Here is a 14,811-nt window from a genome sequence, read left to right as displayed (position 1 = left end):
GGGCTTATTAGCAAGTTTCGTGCCCCAACTCGCTTCGAACCTTTACGGCAGGATCCAAAGGATGCTAGCCTCACAGGCGTCGATGGTCGCTCGATTGCAAGAAAACCGGCCCTTTTCGCGGGCCTCGATGCGCTCCCTCGGGGCCGCCGGAGTGATCCTGGCATCTGCCCTCGGCGCCATGGCCTGCGCGCCGGAGTCCGAGCCCACCTCGACCCGGCCGCCGGCGATCCTCCTCTGGGACGTGACCGTCCGCCACTACGAGACGGAGGGCGCCCCACGGGTCGTCCACGCCGACGAGGTGAGCTTCGACCGGGAGAACGCCCAGGTCTTCGCGAGGACGATCACGGCGGACGTGCCGGCGACGCCGACCCTCCGCCGCGGGGGCGTGCACTTCACGGCCGAGTCTGGCGAGGGAGACATCCACGGCGAGCGCGCGGAGGCGTTCGGGCCCATCGAGGTGACCACCGGCGCCGGCGATCGGGGTCAGACCGTCGGCTCGGTCTGGGATTCGGAGACGGGCACGATCTCGGGCGCCAAGCCCGTGCAGGTCCATGGCCCGGGCTACACGGTGGATTCGCGCTCGTACTCGTTCCGGCTGGACGACCAGCAGCTGGAGCTCGAGGGCGGGGTCCACGCCGTCTCGAGGCTCGCCGAGTCGAGGAAGCAGCCATGAACGTTCGGTCCTGGATCTGGGCAGGCTCGATTCTCGCGGCGCTTCCGTCTGCGGCGAAGGCGGTCACTCCCCCCGACGAGAGTCCCGCCGCCGCGGTGGAGCCGGCTGCGGCGACCCGTGAGCCGTCCGCCCCGATCGACCTGCGGAGCGAGACCTTGACCGTGGATCATCGACGGCACCGCGCGGTCTTTGGCGGCGGCGTAGTCGCGTCCCGGGGCGACCTCGAGGTGCGTTGCCCGATGCTCACGGCCGTCTACGACAACGCCTCGCGCGTCCGCGAGGTGAGCTGCGACGGCCCGGTCTCCGCCACCCAGGGCGCTCGGACGATGACCTCGCGCAGCGGCTACTTCGACAACGTGACGGGAGAGCTGCACCTGTCGGGCGAGACCACGCTCGTGGAGGAAGGCCGCAGCTTCTCGGGTGAGACCCTCGTCTACGAGACCGGTTCCAGCCAGGCGACCCTCGTTCGCGCGCGGGCGGAGCTCTCCGGCGACGATGCGGCGGACCTGCCGGGAAGCACCGGGCCGATGCGGATCACCGCCGACAAGGTGACCCACGACTTCGCCCGGCACCGCACCATCTTCAGCGGGAACGTGGTCGCGGTTCGCGGCGACGTCGTCGTGCGGGCCTCGCGCCTGGTCACGATCGGTGACGATCGCGGACACGTCGAGAGTGGATGGACCGAAGGAGGTCCGGTGCGGGTGGAGCAGGGCGCCCGGCAGGGGACCGCCGAGAGGGCGCACTTCGCCGGCGGCGGAAAACGGCTCGTGCTCGAAGGAAACCCCGTGATCACGGAGGGCTCCTCGTCCCTCCGCGGCGATCGCGCGGTCTTCCAGGTGGGCCAGGGCAGGGTGGAGATCGAGAAGCCCCGAGCGGTCTTCCCCGTGGAAGAGCTGCAGAAGGGGACGAAATGATCGCGAGCGGTGCGAGGCCGGACGTTCCCGCCCTGAGGGCGGAGGGCCTGGTCAAGATCTACCGCGGCAGGCGGGTGGTGGACGGCGTGAACCTGGAGGTCCGCCCCGGTGAGGTGGTGGGCCTGCTCGGTCCGAACGGGGCCGGCAAGTCCACGTCGTTCAACATGGTGGTCGGCATGGTGCGGCCCGACGCGGGCCAGGTGAACCTGGGCGACCACGACGTCACCCACCTTCCGATGTTCCGGCGCGCCCGGGCGGGGATCGGCTACCTGCCGCAGGAGGCCTCGATCTTCCGCAAGCTCACGGTGCGCGAGAACTTCCTCGCGGTCCTGGAGGGGCAATCGCTCTCCCGCGCCGAGAGGCAGGAGCGCTGCGAGGAGCTCCTGCGGGAGTTCGGGCTCGAGAAGGTCGCCGACACCCGCGGGGAGTCTCTCTCCGGGGGCGAGCGGCGGCGTTGCGAGATCGCTCGGTCGCTCATCCCGCGGCCGACCTACATTCTCTTCGACGAGCCCTTCGCCGGCGTGGATCCCATCAACGTGGGCGAGATCCAGCGCCAGGTCGCGGACCTGAAGGGCCGAGGGCTGGGCGTGCTGATCACCGATCACAACGTGCGCGAGACGCTGGGGATCTGCGATCGCGCCTACATCATCGCGTCGGGGAGGATTCTGGAGGAGGGGACGCCGGCGCAGGTGGCGTCGAGCGAGCGGGCGCGTTCGCTCTATCTAGGGGACAAGTTCCGCCTCGACTGAAGAGGCCGGTACACTCACGTTCGATTCGAAGCAGCCAAGGGTGGGAGATGTCGCTGGAGCTCAAGCAGCACCTGAGAATGTCGCAGCAGCTGGTGATGACGCCCCAGCTGCAGCAGGCGATCAAGCTCCTGCAGCTCTCCCGGCTCGAGCTCGAGTCCCTGATCCGCGAGGAGATCGAGCAGAACCCGCTCCTGGAGGAGCCGACCAGCACCATCGACCAGGATCGCGCCGAGTCGGCGGAGGAGCTGACCTCGATCGAGCGCTTCGTGGAGCAGGAGAGGGCGGCGCCCGAGCCTCCCGAGAACCGTTCCGAGGAGGTGAAGGGCGCCGACGGGCAGAACGAGATCGACTGGGAGAACTACCTCAACAGCTACCAGCTCACGCCGACCACGGCCTCGAACAAGGGGATGTCCGAGGACCTGCCTCCCTTCGAGGCGAACCTCACCCGGGAAGAGACCCTCTTCGAGCACCTCGTCGCCCAGATGCGCCTCGCCGACTTCGCCGAGGAGGAGGAGACGGTGGCGCTCCTGATCCTCGGCAACCTCGACGACTTCGGCTACTTCCGGATCGAGGACTTCGAGGGAGACCCGCTGATCGCCGTGGCCGCCGAGGCGGGGGCCAGCCTGGCGGTGGCGGCGAGCGCCCTCGGGAAGCTCCAGAAGCTCGAGCCGCTCGGCGTCTGCGCCCGCGACCTGCAGGAGTGCCTGCTGATCCAGGCCCGCGCCTGGGGAGAAGAGGGCACCCTCGTCGGCGTGATCATCCGCCGCTTCCTGAAGGCCCTCGAGTCCAAGAACCTCGAGGCCATCGTCAAGGAATGGGCCAAGGAGACCAAGGCGGAGAAGGACGACGTCCGGGAGGACGTGATCGAGGCGGTGAAGACCATCGCCGAGATGGACCCCCGGCCCGCCCGCCACTTCGTCTCCGAGGAAGCGCAGTACATCACGCCCGATGTCTACGTGCACAAGGTGGGCGACGAATACATGGTGGTGGTGAACGACGACGGGCTCTCGAAGCTCCGGATCAGCCACCACTACCGCGACGCGCTCCGCAACGGCGACGCGAAGGCGAACGGCTCCAAGGAGTTCATCCAGGAGAAGCTGCGATCGGCGCTGTGGCTGATCCGCTCCATCCACCAGCGGCAGCGCACGATCCACAAGGTCACCGAGTCGATCGTGAAGTTCCAGCGGGACTTCCTGGACCACGGGGTCTCGCAGCTGAAGCCGCTGATCCTCAAGGACGTCGCCGAAGACATCCAGATGCACGAGTCCACGGTGTCGCGCGTGACCACGAACAAATACGTGCACACGCCCCAGGGGATCTTCGAGCTCAAGTGGTTCTTCAACTCCGCCATCGCCAAGTCCGGCGGCGACGAGGTGGCGAGCGAGGCGGTCAAGGCCGCGATCAAGCGGATCGTCGCGTCGGAGACGACGCCCCACTCCGATCAGAAGCTGGTCGAGCTGCTCAGGCTCGAGAAGATCGTGATCGCCCGGCGGACCGTGGCCAAGTACCGGGAGGAGATCGGGATCCTCCCGTCCAGCAAGCGACGGAAGATCTATTAACCTCGGGGCTTGATCGGCGGCAGGCCGGGGGTGTACCAACCGGGGCCGCGATCCAACGGGGAAGCACCATGAAGATCTCCGAGTTCCTCAGCCCCGACTTCGTCTTTTCGTCCCTCGCGGGCACGGACAAGCGAACGATCCTGGAGGAGCTCAGCGCGCCCATGTCGGCGCGCCTGGCGGGACCGCTCGCCGGCCATCTCCCGGAGATCCTCCTCGAGCGCGAGAAGCTGGGCTCCACCGGGATCGGCGACGGCGTGGCGATCCCCCACGGCAAGCTCCGGGGCGTGCAGCAGCTCACCGGGGTCTTCGGTCGCTCGGCGAAGGGCGTCGACTTCGGCGCCATCGACGGGAAGCCGAGCTTCCTCTTCTTCGCCCTCTTCGCGCCGGAGAACTCCGCGGGCATCCACCTGAAGGCCCTCGCGCGGATCAGCCGGCTCTTCAAGAGCCCTGCCCTCCGGCGCGCGATCCTGGACGCGGAGGACGCGGCTTCCATCTACAGTCTCATCGTCGAGGAAGACGAGAAGTACTGACTGGGGGGTCCGACGTGCGGCACGAGTCCGGTGTGGTCCTGCTGATCGATGACGACGTCAACTTCCACCCACTCGTAGCGGGGGCCGTCACGTCGGTCGGTCGCACGCTCGTCGCCGTCCGCTCCGGCGAGGAGGGCCTCCGGCGGATCGCCGCCGAGAAGCCTGCCCTGGTGATCCTCGACGGCCTCCTCCCCGGGATGCGGGGGGAGGACGTGGCGCGCCGGCTCCGGTCCACGCACGCCGCCGCGGAGCTCCCGATCGTCTTCGTCACGGCGTTCTACCGGGACCTGAAGAGCTATCGGCTCCTGATCAACGAGTGCGGCGTCGACGCGGTGCTCCACAAGCCCCTGGTGGCCGACCAGCTCCTGAACACGCTCCGGCAGCTCCTCGGCCCGGCTGCCGCGGCCCAGGACGACGAGACCCTCGTCGACGTGGACGGAGAGGATGACGAGGACCTCTTTCCCTCCGAGGAGCAGCGGGCCGCGCTCCTGGCCGATTATCTCTCCGCTTCTCGCGAGCAGGCGGCGTCGATGCACGCTGCCTTCCACTCCCTGGGCGGGAGCGGCGACGAGGAGGCCCTCCGCTCGCTGAGGCTCTCGGCCCATCGGTTTCGCGGCTCCGGGGCCTCGTACGGCTTTCCGGAGATCTCCCGGCTCGGGGGCGCGATCGAGGATCTGATCGTCGCCGCGGGCCCGGGCCTGCTTGCGCCGGGCGCGGGCAGGGCCAAGCTCGATGGCCTGGTCTCGGCCCTCGGGGCGAAGGTCCGCGCCGCCGCCGGCGCCACGCCGGTCATGGGCCGGCGGGGCAGGGGCTGGCGCCCGAAGGTCCTGCTGATCGAGAGCGAGGAGGCCGCTGCGGCCTTCGGCGCCGACGAGTCGCTGCGGATCTGCAGCGCTCCCGACGAGGCGCTGCGCACCGCGATCGACGAGCGGCCCGACGTGGTGATCGTGGGCCTCGACGAGGGGCGGATCGAGATCTGCTCGCGGCTCCGCGGCGCCGGGATCGGCCCCGTGGTGGTCGTCTCCCGCGATTCCTCCCTCGACGCGCGGCTCGAGGCGATCCGCGCCGGCGCGGTGGGCATCGTCGCCAGGCCTCCCGACCTCCAGGGGCTCTTCCGTGTCGCCACCGAGTACGCCAGGCCTCGGCTGGGGACCCGGATCGTCGTCGCGGGCTCCAACCGCGCCACCCTCTCCCTCGTGGCCGAGAGCCTCGCGCCCCACGGGGTCGCCGCAGAGCCCGCCGCCACCGCCGCCGAGCTCTTCGCGGCCGTGGAGCGCCGGCCTCCGGAGCTGTTCATCCTCGACGTCGGCTCCTTCGCCGAGGGCGCCGACCTCCTGCGCGTGATCCGAGCCGACCTGCACACCCGATGGACGCCCGTCCTCGCGATCGCGGGGGCAGGCGAGGGCCGCGCGGCCCTCGTCGAGGCGGGAGCAGCGGTGGTCCTCGCCAACCCCTTCCTCCCGGACGAGCTCGCCGCCGCGGTGATGGGGCAGCTCTCCCTGCGCCAGGGCGACGAGGCCTCTCGCGGGCGCGATCCGCTCACGGGCCTGGTCGACCTCCCCACCTTGCTCCGCGCCTGCGAGAACGCCGTCTCCCTCGCGCGGCGCGAAGGGCGGACCCTGGCCATAGCCGGCTTCGACGCAGACCTCGGCGCGCTCCGGGAGTCCCAGGGCTCGCTCGCGGCAGACGAGGTCCTCGCGGCCTTCGCCGCCCGGATCCGCGCGGCGTTCCGGGACAGCGACGTGGTCGCTCGCGTCGGCCCGGATCGGATCGCGGTCCTCCTCCACTCCGTCACCCGCGCGGATGCCGAGCGCCTGGTCGATCGCCAGCTCGCCGAGCTCCGCTCCGCCGAGCCGCGCCTGCCGGGCTACCAGGCCACGCCGGTCGCGAGCCTGGTCTCCTTCCCGGAGACCGCCTCCGGCGCCGAGTCGCTGCTCGAGACCGTGGACGCGAGGCTCGCGACGGCCCTCGCTGGCGACGCGCCGGCGAAGGCCGCCGGTTCCCGCTGAGTACCAGCGCCTACATCGGCGAACGATCGGGGCGCTGCGCGAGCCGGCGATGCGCTTGACGCTGCCTCCCGAATCGTGCCACGAGGCGGCGTGAGCTCGATCAAGGTCGCGCGCCTGCTCGAGGAGAGCGGCGAGGAGCTGAAGCTTTCGTTGGTCGCCGGCCGCGCGGGCCTGGAGCGGAGGATCACGCACGATCGGGTGCAGAAGCACGGCCTGGTCCTCGCCGGCTTCTTCAAGCACATCCACCCGGAGCGGATCGAGGTCTTCGGCAACACCGAGCTGGAGTACTTCGGCACCCTCCCGCCCGCCCGGCAGGACGAGATCGCCGAGGGCTTCTTCTCGCAGACCCTCGCCTGCCTGGTGGTGACCAAGGGCCTGCCGGTGCCCGCCTGCATGGTGGAGGCGGCGGAGCGGCACGGCTGCCCGCTGATGGTGACCACGCTCCTCTCCTCGACCTTCATCGTGAAGGTGCAGGACGTGCTCGCCGAGGCGCTCACCGCGCAGACCTCGGTGCACGGCGCGCTCCTCGACGTCTTCGGGGTGGGGATCCTCCTCCTCGGGAAGAGCGGGATCGGCAAGAGCGAGGCGGCCCTCGATCTCGTGATGCGCGGCCACCGGCTCGTCGCCGACGACATCGTCGAGATCAAGCGCAAGAAGCTCGACTCGGTCTACGGATCCGGCTCGGCGATCATCAAGCACCACATGGAGATCCGCGGCCTCGGCATCATCAACATCAAGGATCTCTTCGGCATCGCGTCAATCCGCGAGCGGAAGAAGATCGAGATGGTGGTCGAGCTGGTGGAGTGGGATCCCGGGATGGAGTACGACCGGCTCGGGATCGAGGATCGTCACCACACCATCCTCGACGTCGAGATCCCGAAGCTCACGGTCCCGGTGAGGCCGGGGCGGAACATGGCGACGATCATCGAGGTCGCGGCCCGGAACCAGCTCCTGAAGTTCCAGGGCTATCACTCCGCGCGCGAGTTCCAGGCACAGCTCAACCGCGAGATCGCGCAGGTGCGCCCGAGCCGCGGTTTGGGAGACGAGGTCGAATGACTCCGGACGTTTCGAGCAGCTCGCCGCGCATCGTGTTGATCACGGGGATGAGCGGGAGCGGAAAGTCCACGGCGATTCGCGCGCTGGAGGACGTGGGCTTCTTCTGCATCGACAACCTCCCGGTGCCCCTCCTCGGGAAGCTGATGGAGCTCGCCCGCTACGCGGGGAACATGCCGCAGGTCGCGGTCGTGGTCGACGCCCGCGAAGGCCGCTTCCTCGCGGACACGCCCCAGGCGATCGAGGGACTTCGCCGCGACGGCCTCCAGGTCGAGGTCCTCTTCCTGGACGCCGCGGACGACGCGCTGATCCGCCGCTTCTCCGAGACGCGCCGGCGCCACCCGATCTCCCCGGAGGGCACCGTCCCCGACGGGATCGCGGAGGAGCGAAAGCTGATCCGCCACCTGCGCGCGATGGCGGACGAGGTGATCGACACCACCAGCGTGACGGTCCACGAGCTGAAGCGGATGATCCAGAGCCGCTTCGGCGAGCACGTGGACGGCCTCCTCAACGTCACCGTGACCTCCTTCGGCTACCGGTACGGGCTGCCGCCGCAGGCCGATCTGGTGGTCGACGTTCGCTTCCTGCCGAACCCCTATTTCGTGGCCGGCATGCGCGAGCGCACCGGGCGCGAGCCCGACGTCGCCGCCTACGTGATGGAGAGGGAAGAGGCGCAGGCCTTCCTGACCCATGTCCGCGGGATGGTGCAGTTCCTCCTCCCGCACTACAGGCGGGAGGGAAAGAGCTACCTCACCGTCGCGATCGGGTGCACCGGCGGGAAGCACCGCTCCGTCGCCTTCGCCCGGGCCCTCGCCGAGGGCCTCTCCGGCACCGAGACCCTGGTGCGCGTCTGGGATCGGGACGTGGAGAAGGACTGACCGGGTTCCTTCCACGTCGGTCGGAAGGCATATATAAGTCGCGCGAAGCCGGAGGCAAAAGCCACCATGGTCGGGATCGTGGTCGCGGGGCACGGGCGCATGGCCGAGGCGCTGGTCACCGCAGCGGAAGGAATCGTGGGCACGCTCGCGGATCTCGCGATCGTGAACCTGCTCCCGCACGAGGGCCTCGATACCGGCAGGCGGAAGATCCTGGACGCGGTGGAGCGCGTGGACCAGGGCGAGGGCGTCGTGGTCCTCGTGGACGTCTTCGGCGGCACGCCCTCCACCTGCGGCCTCTCCCTCATGGAGGCCGGGAGGCTCGAGGTCGTGGCCGGCGTCAACCTGCCGATGCTGCTCAAGGTCGCGACCAGCCGCTCGGCGGGAAAGTCTGCCAGGGACGTCGCGGCGGAGCTCGTCGAGTTCGGCCGCGCGAATGTGGTCTTCGCCAGCGATCGCCTGCGAGGGATCGGCCAGGTCGGAAAGCCATGATCTCCCTGCTCCGCGTCGACAACCGGATGATCCACGGCCAGGTGGTCTCCACCTGGATCCCCCACCTTCGTGCCGAGCAGGTGGTGGTCGTGGACGACGCCGCGGCGGCGTCGCCGCTCATGCAGGCGGCGATGTCGCTGGCGCTTCCGCCCCTCGTCACCTCGGAGATCCTCCGCTTCGACGAGGTCGATTGGAAGGCGCTCTCGCGAGGGCCGAAGCGGGTGCTCGTGCTCGTCCGAGACGTGGAGGGAGCGGTGGAGGCGCTCGCGAGGGGCGCGGAGGTGGCCCACGTGAACCTCGGCAACGTCCACTTCGCTGCAGGTCGGAAGCCGGTCTCCCCCTCGGTCTTCCTCTCGGAGGCCGAGCTCGCCCTCCTGGAGGAGATGGCCGGCAAGGGGATCGAGGTCGAAGCTCGTGCGGTCCCGACGGATCACCGGGCCTCCCTCCGGGAGCTCGAGGCGCGGCTCGAGGCGGCGCACCGGTGAGCGGCCCGCTGCCGATCATCGCCGCTGCGGTGGTCGGCGGTCTCGTGAGCCTCGATCGAAAGGCCTTCCTGCAGGCGCAGGCGAGCCGGCCGATCGTGGTCGGGCCGCTGCTCGGCTGGATCCTCGGCGATGCGCAGGCTGGGCTGATGATCGGAGCGCCGCTCGAGCTGCTCTGGATCGGCGCCGCGAACCTCGGCGCCTCGTTGCCGCAGCACGAGACCGCCGCCTCGTTGGCGATCGTGGCGGCGGGGGTCAGCGCGGGATCCGCCGGCTTCGACGCGAGCATCGCCTGCCTCGCCTTCGCGCTCTTCGCGCCGGTGGCGATCGTGGCGCGGCGGCTGGAGCGCCTCGATGAGCGATCGAACGAGAAGGCGCAGGCGAGGGCGGAGCGCTGGCTCGAAGAAGGCCGTCCCGACCGCGCGGTCGAGGAACACCTGAAGGGCTTGTGGCGCCCCTTCGTCGGCGCGGCGGTCCTGGCGGCCGTCGCCGCGGCGGCGGGGGGCCCGCTGGTGGCCCTGATCCACCGCTCGCTCCCCCTATGGCTCGACGAGGGCCTGGGCTACGGATGGCTCCTCCTCTGGGCGGTCGGAGGCGCGGCCTCCGTCCGGGTGGCCAGGATTCCCGGGGGCCTCTGGATGGCGGGCCTCGGCGCAACGTGCGCGGTCGTCGTCGCGTTGGCGATGAGCGGGAGGCACCCATGAGCCTCATCGCCCACCGATCCCACGCGGGCCTGGCGGCGAGGAGCGCGCTCCCCGGGCGGATCCGGTTGCGCGTCTTCCTGCGCAGCCTCCTCCTCCAGGCGTCGTGGAATCCAAGGGGGATGCAGAGCCTGGGGATGGCCCACGCCCTCTGGCCGGCCCTCGCGTGGCTCCATCCCGAGGGCGAGGCCCGCACCGAGGCGGTGAAGCGCCACGTCGCGTTCTTCAACACCCACCCCTACCTCTCCGCCGCGATCCTGGGCGGCGTGCTCCGCCACGAGGAGCGGATCGCGAGGGGCGAGGAGCCGGTGGAGGAGCTGGAGCGCTTCAGGCAGGCGCTGATGTTTCCCCTCGCCGCCGTGGGAGACTCCTTCTTCTGGCTCTCGCTGCGGCCGCTCGCGGGACTCGTGGCGGCGCTCTCGAGCCCCTGGACGGGCCTGTGGGCCGTCGCGATCTTCCTGGGCCTCTACGACCTGCCCCACTTCGCTCTTCGTGTACGCCTCTTCGTCGAGGGCTACCGGCGCGAGGGGGAGGTGGTGGAGGTGCTGCGGCGAATCGGTCTCCTCCGCTGGGGCGCGAGGCTTCGCGTGGCCGTGGCGGTGTTGGGCGGTGTCGCAGCCGCCTTCGTGCCCATCGCCTTCGCGACCGGGCATCATGGCGCGGGAAACGCGAGCTTCGCGCTGCTCCTGGGCGCGTCGATCGTCGCGTGGGCCGCCGCCTGGTGGTTGCTCGCGAGGCGCGGTTCCGTCGCGGCAGGATGGATCGCGGTCGCGGTCGGGATCGTGCTGGCCCTCGTCTGGGCTTAGAGAGGAACGATGGAAGCTTTGGAGCGCACGTTCACCATCGTCAATCGCCTGGGGCTCCACGCCCGCGCCGCCGCTCGTCTGGTGCAGACGGCGAATCGGTTCCAGTCGGAGATCTCCGTGTCTCGGAACGGCCAGAACGCGAACGCGAAGAGCATCATGGGCGTGCTGATGCTCGCCGCCGCGCAAGGGTCGACGGTGGCGGTCCGGACCGACGGAGCCGACGGCGCCGAGGCCATGGAGGCGATCGGCGCGTTGATCGAGAGCGGCTTCGGCGAGGATACGGGGTGAGGTAGGATGGGACCCGAGCCTTGAGCAACCGTGCCCCAATCGTCCTGACCGGAATCGGTGCCTCCGCCGGCATCGCGGTCGGGCCCGCCTACCTGCTCGACCGCGGGCGCGTCCGCACGCCGCGAAGGCCCCTCGCGCCCGGTGAGGCGGAGTCCGAGCTCGAGCGCCTCGAGGCTGCGCTGGCGCTGGCGGACCGGCAGCTCCTCGAGATGAAGCGCCGCGTGGAGGCAGGCGAGGGCCCCGAGCACGCGCTGATCCTCGAGGCCCACCGGCTCATGCTCCAGGACCCCGAGTTCGGGGGGGCGGCGAAGAAGCTCGTCCGCGACGAGCAGATGAACGCCGAGTGGGCGATCCGCCGCTGTGCGCGGAAGCTGCGGAGCGCCTTCGGACGGCTGGGGGACGAGTACTTCCGGGAGCGGCGCCACGACGTGACCTTCGTCGCCGACCGGGTGGTGCGGAACCTGATGGGCCGAATCCCCGACGCCGCCGAGGAGATCCCGACCGGCGTCGTGCTCGTGGCCCGAGATCTTTCGCCCGCGGACGCTGCAGTGCTCCTGCAGCCCGGGCGGATCCTCGGCCTCGTCACGGACCGCGGCGCCAAGACCTCCCATACGGCGATCGTCGCCCACGCGCGGGGGATCCCCGCGGTCATGGGCGCGGTGCGGGCCAGCGAGCTCGCCGCGGCTGGCGACGAGATCGCCCTCGACGGCGAGCGGGGCACGGTCGCGCTCCGGCCGGAGCCCCACCAGCTCGTCCGCTTCGCCGAGGCGAAGGCGCGCTTCGCCCGCACCGAGCAGGCCTTCGAGCGGGAGCGGACGCTGCCCTCGCGCACCCTCGACGGCAGCGTCGTGAGGCTCAACGCGAACCTCGAGTTCGAGATCGAGATCCCCGGCGTGGCGCGGGCGGGCGCGAGTGGCATCGGCCTCTTCCGCACCGAGTTCCTCTACCTCGGCCGCACCGACCTGCCGAGCGAGGACGAGCATTACGAGGTCTACCGGAACCTCGTGATCCAGATGGAGGGGCGGCCCGTCACGATCCGCACCGTGGACCTCGGCGCCGACAAGATGCCGATGGACCGGCTGCGGCGGAGCGAGCCGAACCCCGCCCTGGGCCTTCGGGCCCTGCGCTTGTGCAGGCGGAATCCGGAGGTCTTCCGCACGCAGCTTCGCGCGATCCTCAGGGCCTCGGTCCACGGCCCCGTCCGCGTCCTCTTTCCGCTGGTCTCCGGCATGATCGAGCTCCGCGCCGCCAGGGCCGCGCTCGAGGCGGCGCGGGAGGAGCTTCGCGCGGAGGGGATCCCCACGGCGCAGCCGGAGGTGGGGGCGATGATCGAGGTCCCGTCCGCCGCGCTCCTCGCGGATCGGATCGCCGCGGAGGTGGATTTCCTCAGCATCGGGACAAACGACCTGATCCAGTATTCGCTGGCGATCGATCGCCAGAACCGCGAGGTGGCCTACCTCTACCAGCCGCTCCACCTCTCGATCCTGCGGATGATGCAGCTCGTCGTCGACGCCGGCCACGCCCGCGGGATCCCGGTGTCGGTCTGCGGCGAGATGGCGGGCGAGGCGCAGTACACGCTGATGCTGCTCGGCCTCGGGGTCGACGAGCTCTCGATGGCGGCGTCGGCGATCCCCCTCGTCAGACGTGTGATACGAGCGAGCACGATTAGTGATGGTCGGGAGCTGCTCCAGGCGGCGATGGCCCTCGACACCGCGGACGACATCGAACGATATGTCCGCACGACCATGGAGGAGCGCTACGGACAGCTCCTCGGAGGAGACACGGATGCCGAAGCGGATCTCGCCTGAAGAAGCGAACGACCTCTTGCAGCAGGGCTACACCTACGTCGACGTACGCAGCGAGGCGGAGTTCGAGGCCTGTCATCCGGCGGGGGCGGTGAACATCCCGTTCATGCACCGCTCCGCCGCGGGGATGACGCCGAACCCCCTCTTCATCGAGGCGTTCGAAACCGCGTTTCCGCCGGAGTCGAAGATCGTCCTGGGCTGCGCCGGGGGGAACCGCTCCCTGAAGGCGGCGCAGCTCCTCGAGGCCACGGGCCGCGAGGACCTCGTGGAGTGCCGCACCGGCTTCGGCGGCGCCCGCGACGCGGCGGGGCAGGTGATCGAGAAGGGCTGGCAGGACTCCGGCCTCCCTTGCGAGGTGGGCCAGCCGCCGCAGCGCTCGTGGGAAGCGGTCCGGTCCAAGCTCCCCTCGCGTTAGGACCGGAGCAGCCCCAACAGGCGATCCGCGATCTCGGGTGCGGGGAGCGACTTCGGGAGGACCTCGTTCGCGCCCGCGGCGAGGATTCGGCTCCGCACTCCAGGGTTGTCGACGCTGCCGGCGACCACCGCGATCTTCAGGTCGGATTCGCCGCCCAGCTGGCGAATCCGGTGAAGGAGCTCGACACCCGAGGTGTTGGGGAGCACGAGGTCGAGGATCAGCAGGTCCAGCGTGAAGAGCTCGTCTACCAGCCGGTCGAAGGCGTCCGCGCCGTTTTCGGCCTCGAGCACCTCGCAGCCGCGAGAGGCGAGCTCGTCTCCCAGGATCCTGCGGAAGAGCGCGACGTCGTCCACGAGGAGCACGCGGGCGTTGGGGCGGAGCTCGGTCGCGTCCACGAAGGCCTCGAGTTTCTCCCGGTCGCCGGGCGAGAGCTCGCCGAAGGAGAGGCCGCATCCCGCAGGCCTCCCGCGAGCGCTCGCCTCTGCCGGTCCCACCACCCGCACGACCTGGGACGGCGCGCGGAGCAACTCGCCACCCGGCAGCTCGATCGAGACTTCGACGGCGGTGCCCAGCGCCGGAGGCGCTTCGATCTGTACGAAGGCGCCGCCGCGGGAGAGGTCTCGGGTCCAGGCCGCGACGACGTTGCCGCCGGCGAGCGAGAGCCGAGCCGGGAGGCGGATGGGCAGGCGGCCTTCGTGCCGCAGCTCCTTGGATTCCCCAGCGCAAAGCCGCTTCACCGAGGACTCCAGCCGGGAGCGAGCCGCGTCGGCCAGCGCCACCCGCGCCTCGAAGCCGCCGTCCCGACGGCGGAGCACGGTCCCGAGGGCGCGTACCGGTGCCGGATCGCCCGGGACCATGAGCTCCAGCGCCACGGAAGCCGACGGCTCGGGCGCCCGGCCCGTGCAGGGCACGAAGATCGTTCCGTTGGAGAGCTCACGCGTCCAAGCCTCGAGGAAGGATTCGGCCGAGTCGAATCGGACGGTGGCTTTCTCGGTCCGTCCGGTGGAAGCGGAAGGGCCCCGCCCGAGCGCCGCGCGGAGCTTCGCCACGGTCTGCTTGGGATCGTCGACCTCCAGCACCGGGTCGCAGCCCTTGAGCGCGCGCTCCCGGATCGCGTCCGGTTTCACCGACGCCGCGATGTCGAGGGCCCGGAGGCCGCCGAGCCCTGCGGCTTCCAGGGCGATGGCCGCGAAGCGCGGGTTGGTGGAGCTGCCGGGCTCGAGCACGAGGACGAGGAGATCCTCGCGCGGGCGATGGCCCAGGGTGATCCGGTACAGCGCGTCCGCCGGGAGGCTGGCGCGGATTCGCTCCAGGGCGCTCTCGAGCTGGTCGATACGCCAAGCGACTGCGCCGCATACGAGGACGGCGGGGGAGAGCGAAGGGGAGGGTTCCATCGATTCGACCCGACACGTTACCATGTCCAAGTGAGTCTATGAGAATTTCCAGACATATGGGTGAAT

16 protein-coding genes are annotated in these 14,811 nt (G+C 70.4%); 15 read left to right on the top strand and 1 reads right to left on the bottom strand.

Annotated elements, in window-relative coordinates; genetic code table 11:
• The first annotated feature begins 127 nt into the window (after positions 1 to 127).
• The 15 genes from AKJ08_RS19885 (at position 128) to AKJ08_RS12805 (ending at position 13,351) form a co-directional block, all read left to right on the top strand.
• Positions 128 to 673: a hypothetical protein gene (locus AKJ08_RS19885; protein ID WP_050726438.1), complete on the top strand. Its 546-nt coding sequence runs from the start codon at positions 128 to 130 to the stop codon at positions 671 to 673.
• A complete protein-coding gene (locus AKJ08_RS19880) occupies positions 670 to 1,587 on the top strand; it encodes an LptA/OstA family protein (protein ID WP_050726437.1) in 918 nt (305 codons plus the stop codon). The genes AKJ08_RS19885 and AKJ08_RS19880 overlap by 4 nt, the downstream gene beginning before the upstream one ends.
• The gene (gene lptB, locus AKJ08_RS12865; RefSeq protein WP_050726436.1) at positions 1,584 to 2,336 is read left to right on the top strand and encodes an LPS export ABC transporter ATP-binding protein; all 753 of its coding nucleotides are present in this window, start codon (positions 1,584 to 1,586) and stop codon (positions 2,334 to 2,336) included. The genes AKJ08_RS19880 and lptB overlap by 4 nt, the downstream gene beginning before the upstream one ends.
• Positions 2,337 to 2,383: 47 nt before the next feature.
• Positions 2,384 to 3,895, top strand: a complete 1,512-nt coding sequence (gene rpoN, locus AKJ08_RS12860; protein WP_050726435.1) for an RNA polymerase factor sigma-54 — start codon at positions 2,384 to 2,386, stop codon at positions 3,893 to 3,895.
• A 68-nt stretch (positions 3,896 to 3,963) separates the two neighbouring features.
• The gene (locus AKJ08_RS12855; protein WP_050726434.1) at positions 3,964 to 4,425 is read left to right on the top strand and encodes a PTS sugar transporter subunit IIA; all 462 of its coding nucleotides are present in this window, start codon (positions 3,964 to 3,966) and stop codon (positions 4,423 to 4,425) included.
• Between the two features lie 32 nt (positions 4,426 to 4,457).
• Positions 4,458 to 6,434 carry a response regulator gene (locus tag AKJ08_RS12850; RefSeq protein WP_050726433.1) on the top strand — a complete coding sequence of 659 codons (1,977 nt, stop codon included), beginning with the start codon at positions 4,458 to 4,460 and terminating at the stop codon, positions 6,432 to 6,434.
• A gap of 90 nt (positions 6,435 to 6,524) precedes the next feature.
• Positions 6,525 to 7,490 carry an HPr(Ser) kinase/phosphatase gene (hprK, locus tag AKJ08_RS12845; RefSeq protein WP_050726432.1) on the top strand — a complete coding sequence of 322 codons (966 nt, stop codon included), beginning with the start codon at positions 6,525 to 6,527 and terminating at the stop codon, positions 7,488 to 7,490.
• On the top strand, positions 7,487 to 8,365 hold the full coding sequence (gene rapZ / locus AKJ08_RS12840) for an RNase adapter RapZ (RefSeq protein ID WP_050726431.1): 879 nt from the start codon (positions 7,487 to 7,489) through the stop codon (positions 8,363 to 8,365). Before hprK ends, rapZ begins: the two co-directional genes overlap by 4 nt.
• Positions 8,366 to 8,431: 66 nt before the next feature.
• Positions 8,432 to 8,854 (top strand): PTS sugar transporter subunit IIA, encoded by a 423-nt coding sequence (locus AKJ08_RS12835; protein ID WP_050726430.1) that lies wholly within the window; start codon positions 8,432 to 8,434, stop codon positions 8,852 to 8,854.
• Positions 8,851 to 9,339: a PTS sugar transporter subunit IIB gene (locus AKJ08_RS12830; protein WP_050726429.1), complete on the top strand. Its 489-nt coding sequence runs from the start codon at positions 8,851 to 8,853 to the stop codon at positions 9,337 to 9,339. Before AKJ08_RS12835 ends, AKJ08_RS12830 begins: the two co-directional genes overlap by 4 nt.
• Positions 9,336 to 10,040: a PTS sugar transporter subunit IIC gene (locus AKJ08_RS12825; RefSeq protein ID WP_050726428.1), complete on the top strand. Its 705-nt coding sequence runs from the start codon at positions 9,336 to 9,338 to the stop codon at positions 10,038 to 10,040. Before AKJ08_RS12830 ends, AKJ08_RS12825 begins: the two co-directional genes overlap by 4 nt.
• Positions 10,037 to 10,843: a PTS system mannose/fructose/sorbose family transporter subunit IID gene (locus tag AKJ08_RS12820; protein WP_050726427.1), complete on the top strand. Its 807-nt coding sequence runs from the start codon at positions 10,037 to 10,039 to the stop codon at positions 10,841 to 10,843. The genes AKJ08_RS12825 and AKJ08_RS12820 overlap by 4 nt, the downstream gene beginning before the upstream one ends.
• 9 nt (positions 10,844 to 10,852) lie before the next feature.
• Positions 10,853 to 11,131 (top strand): HPr family phosphocarrier protein, encoded by a 279-nt coding sequence (locus AKJ08_RS12815; protein WP_050726426.1) that lies wholly within the window; start codon positions 10,853 to 10,855, stop codon positions 11,129 to 11,131.
• A gap of 20 nt (positions 11,132 to 11,151) precedes the next feature.
• The gene (ptsP, locus tag AKJ08_RS12810; RefSeq protein WP_050726425.1) at positions 11,152 to 12,939 is read left to right on the top strand and encodes a phosphoenolpyruvate--protein phosphotransferase; all 1,788 of its coding nucleotides are present in this window, start codon (positions 11,152 to 11,154) and stop codon (positions 12,937 to 12,939) included.
• On the top strand, positions 12,917 to 13,351 hold the full coding sequence (locus tag AKJ08_RS12805; RefSeq protein WP_050726424.1) for a rhodanese-like domain-containing protein: 435 nt from the start codon (positions 12,917 to 12,919) through the stop codon (positions 13,349 to 13,351). The genes ptsP and AKJ08_RS12805 overlap by 23 nt, the downstream gene beginning before the upstream one ends.
• On the opposite strand, the gene AKJ08_RS12800 is transcribed toward AKJ08_RS12805, so the two are convergent.
• Positions 13,348 to 14,745 carry a PilZ domain-containing protein gene (locus AKJ08_RS12800; RefSeq protein ID WP_050726423.1) on the bottom strand — a complete coding sequence of 466 codons (1,398 nt, stop codon included), beginning with the start codon at positions 14,743 to 14,745 and terminating at the stop codon, positions 13,348 to 13,350. The genes AKJ08_RS12805 and AKJ08_RS12800 overlap by 4 nt on opposite strands.
• Positions 14,746 to 14,811: the final 66 nt, after the last annotated feature.

This window comes from Vulgatibacter incomptus, assembly GCF_001263175.1.
In the GTDB taxonomy this organism is placed as follows: domain Bacteria; phylum Myxococcota; class Myxococcia; order Myxococcales; family Vulgatibacteraceae; genus Vulgatibacter; species Vulgatibacter incomptus.
The sequence above is the reverse complement of the archived record's forward strand: the minus strand, read 5'-3'. Positions and strand labels throughout refer to the sequence as shown.

What these genes read in the sequence shown, in the direction of transcription:
- AKJ08_RS19885 (WP_050726438.1), top strand. Translation starts at nt 128, where the DNA reads ATGCGCTCCCTCGGGGCCGCCGGAGTGATCCTGGCATCTGCCCTCGGC.
- AKJ08_RS19880 (WP_050726437.1), top strand. Translation starts at nt 670, where the DNA reads ATGAACGTTCGGTCCTGGATCTGGGCAGGCTCGATTCTCGCGGCGCTT.
- lptB (WP_050726436.1), top strand. Translation starts at nt 1,584, where the DNA reads ATGATCGCGAGCGGTGCGAGGCCGGACGTTCCCGCCCTGAGGGCGGAG.
- rpoN (WP_050726435.1), top strand. Translation starts at nt 2,384, where the DNA reads ATGTCGCTGGAGCTCAAGCAGCACCTGAGAATGTCGCAGCAGCTGGTG.
- AKJ08_RS12855 (WP_050726434.1), top strand. Translation starts at nt 3,964, where the DNA reads ATGAAGATCTCCGAGTTCCTCAGCCCCGACTTCGTCTTTTCGTCCCTC.
- rapZ (WP_050726431.1), top strand. Translation starts at nt 7,487, where the DNA reads ATGACTCCGGACGTTTCGAGCAGCTCGCCGCGCATCGTGTTGATCACG.
- AKJ08_RS12835 (WP_050726430.1), top strand. Translation starts at nt 8,432, where the DNA reads ATGGTCGGGATCGTGGTCGCGGGGCACGGGCGCATGGCCGAGGCGCTG.
- AKJ08_RS12830 (WP_050726429.1), top strand. Translation starts at nt 8,851, where the DNA reads ATGATCTCCCTGCTCCGCGTCGACAACCGGATGATCCACGGCCAGGTG.
- AKJ08_RS12820 (WP_050726427.1), top strand. Translation starts at nt 10,037, where the DNA reads ATGAGCCTCATCGCCCACCGATCCCACGCGGGCCTGGCGGCGAGGAGC.
- AKJ08_RS12815 (WP_050726426.1), top strand. Translation starts at nt 10,853, where the DNA reads ATGGAAGCTTTGGAGCGCACGTTCACCATCGTCAATCGCCTGGGGCTC.
- AKJ08_RS12805 (WP_050726424.1), top strand. Translation starts at nt 12,917, where the DNA reads ATGCCGAAGCGGATCTCGCCTGAAGAAGCGAACGACCTCTTGCAGCAG.
- AKJ08_RS12800 (WP_050726423.1), bottom strand. Translation starts at nt 14,745, where the DNA reads ATGGAACCCTCCCCTTCGCTCTCCCCCGCCGTCCTCGTATGCGGCGCA.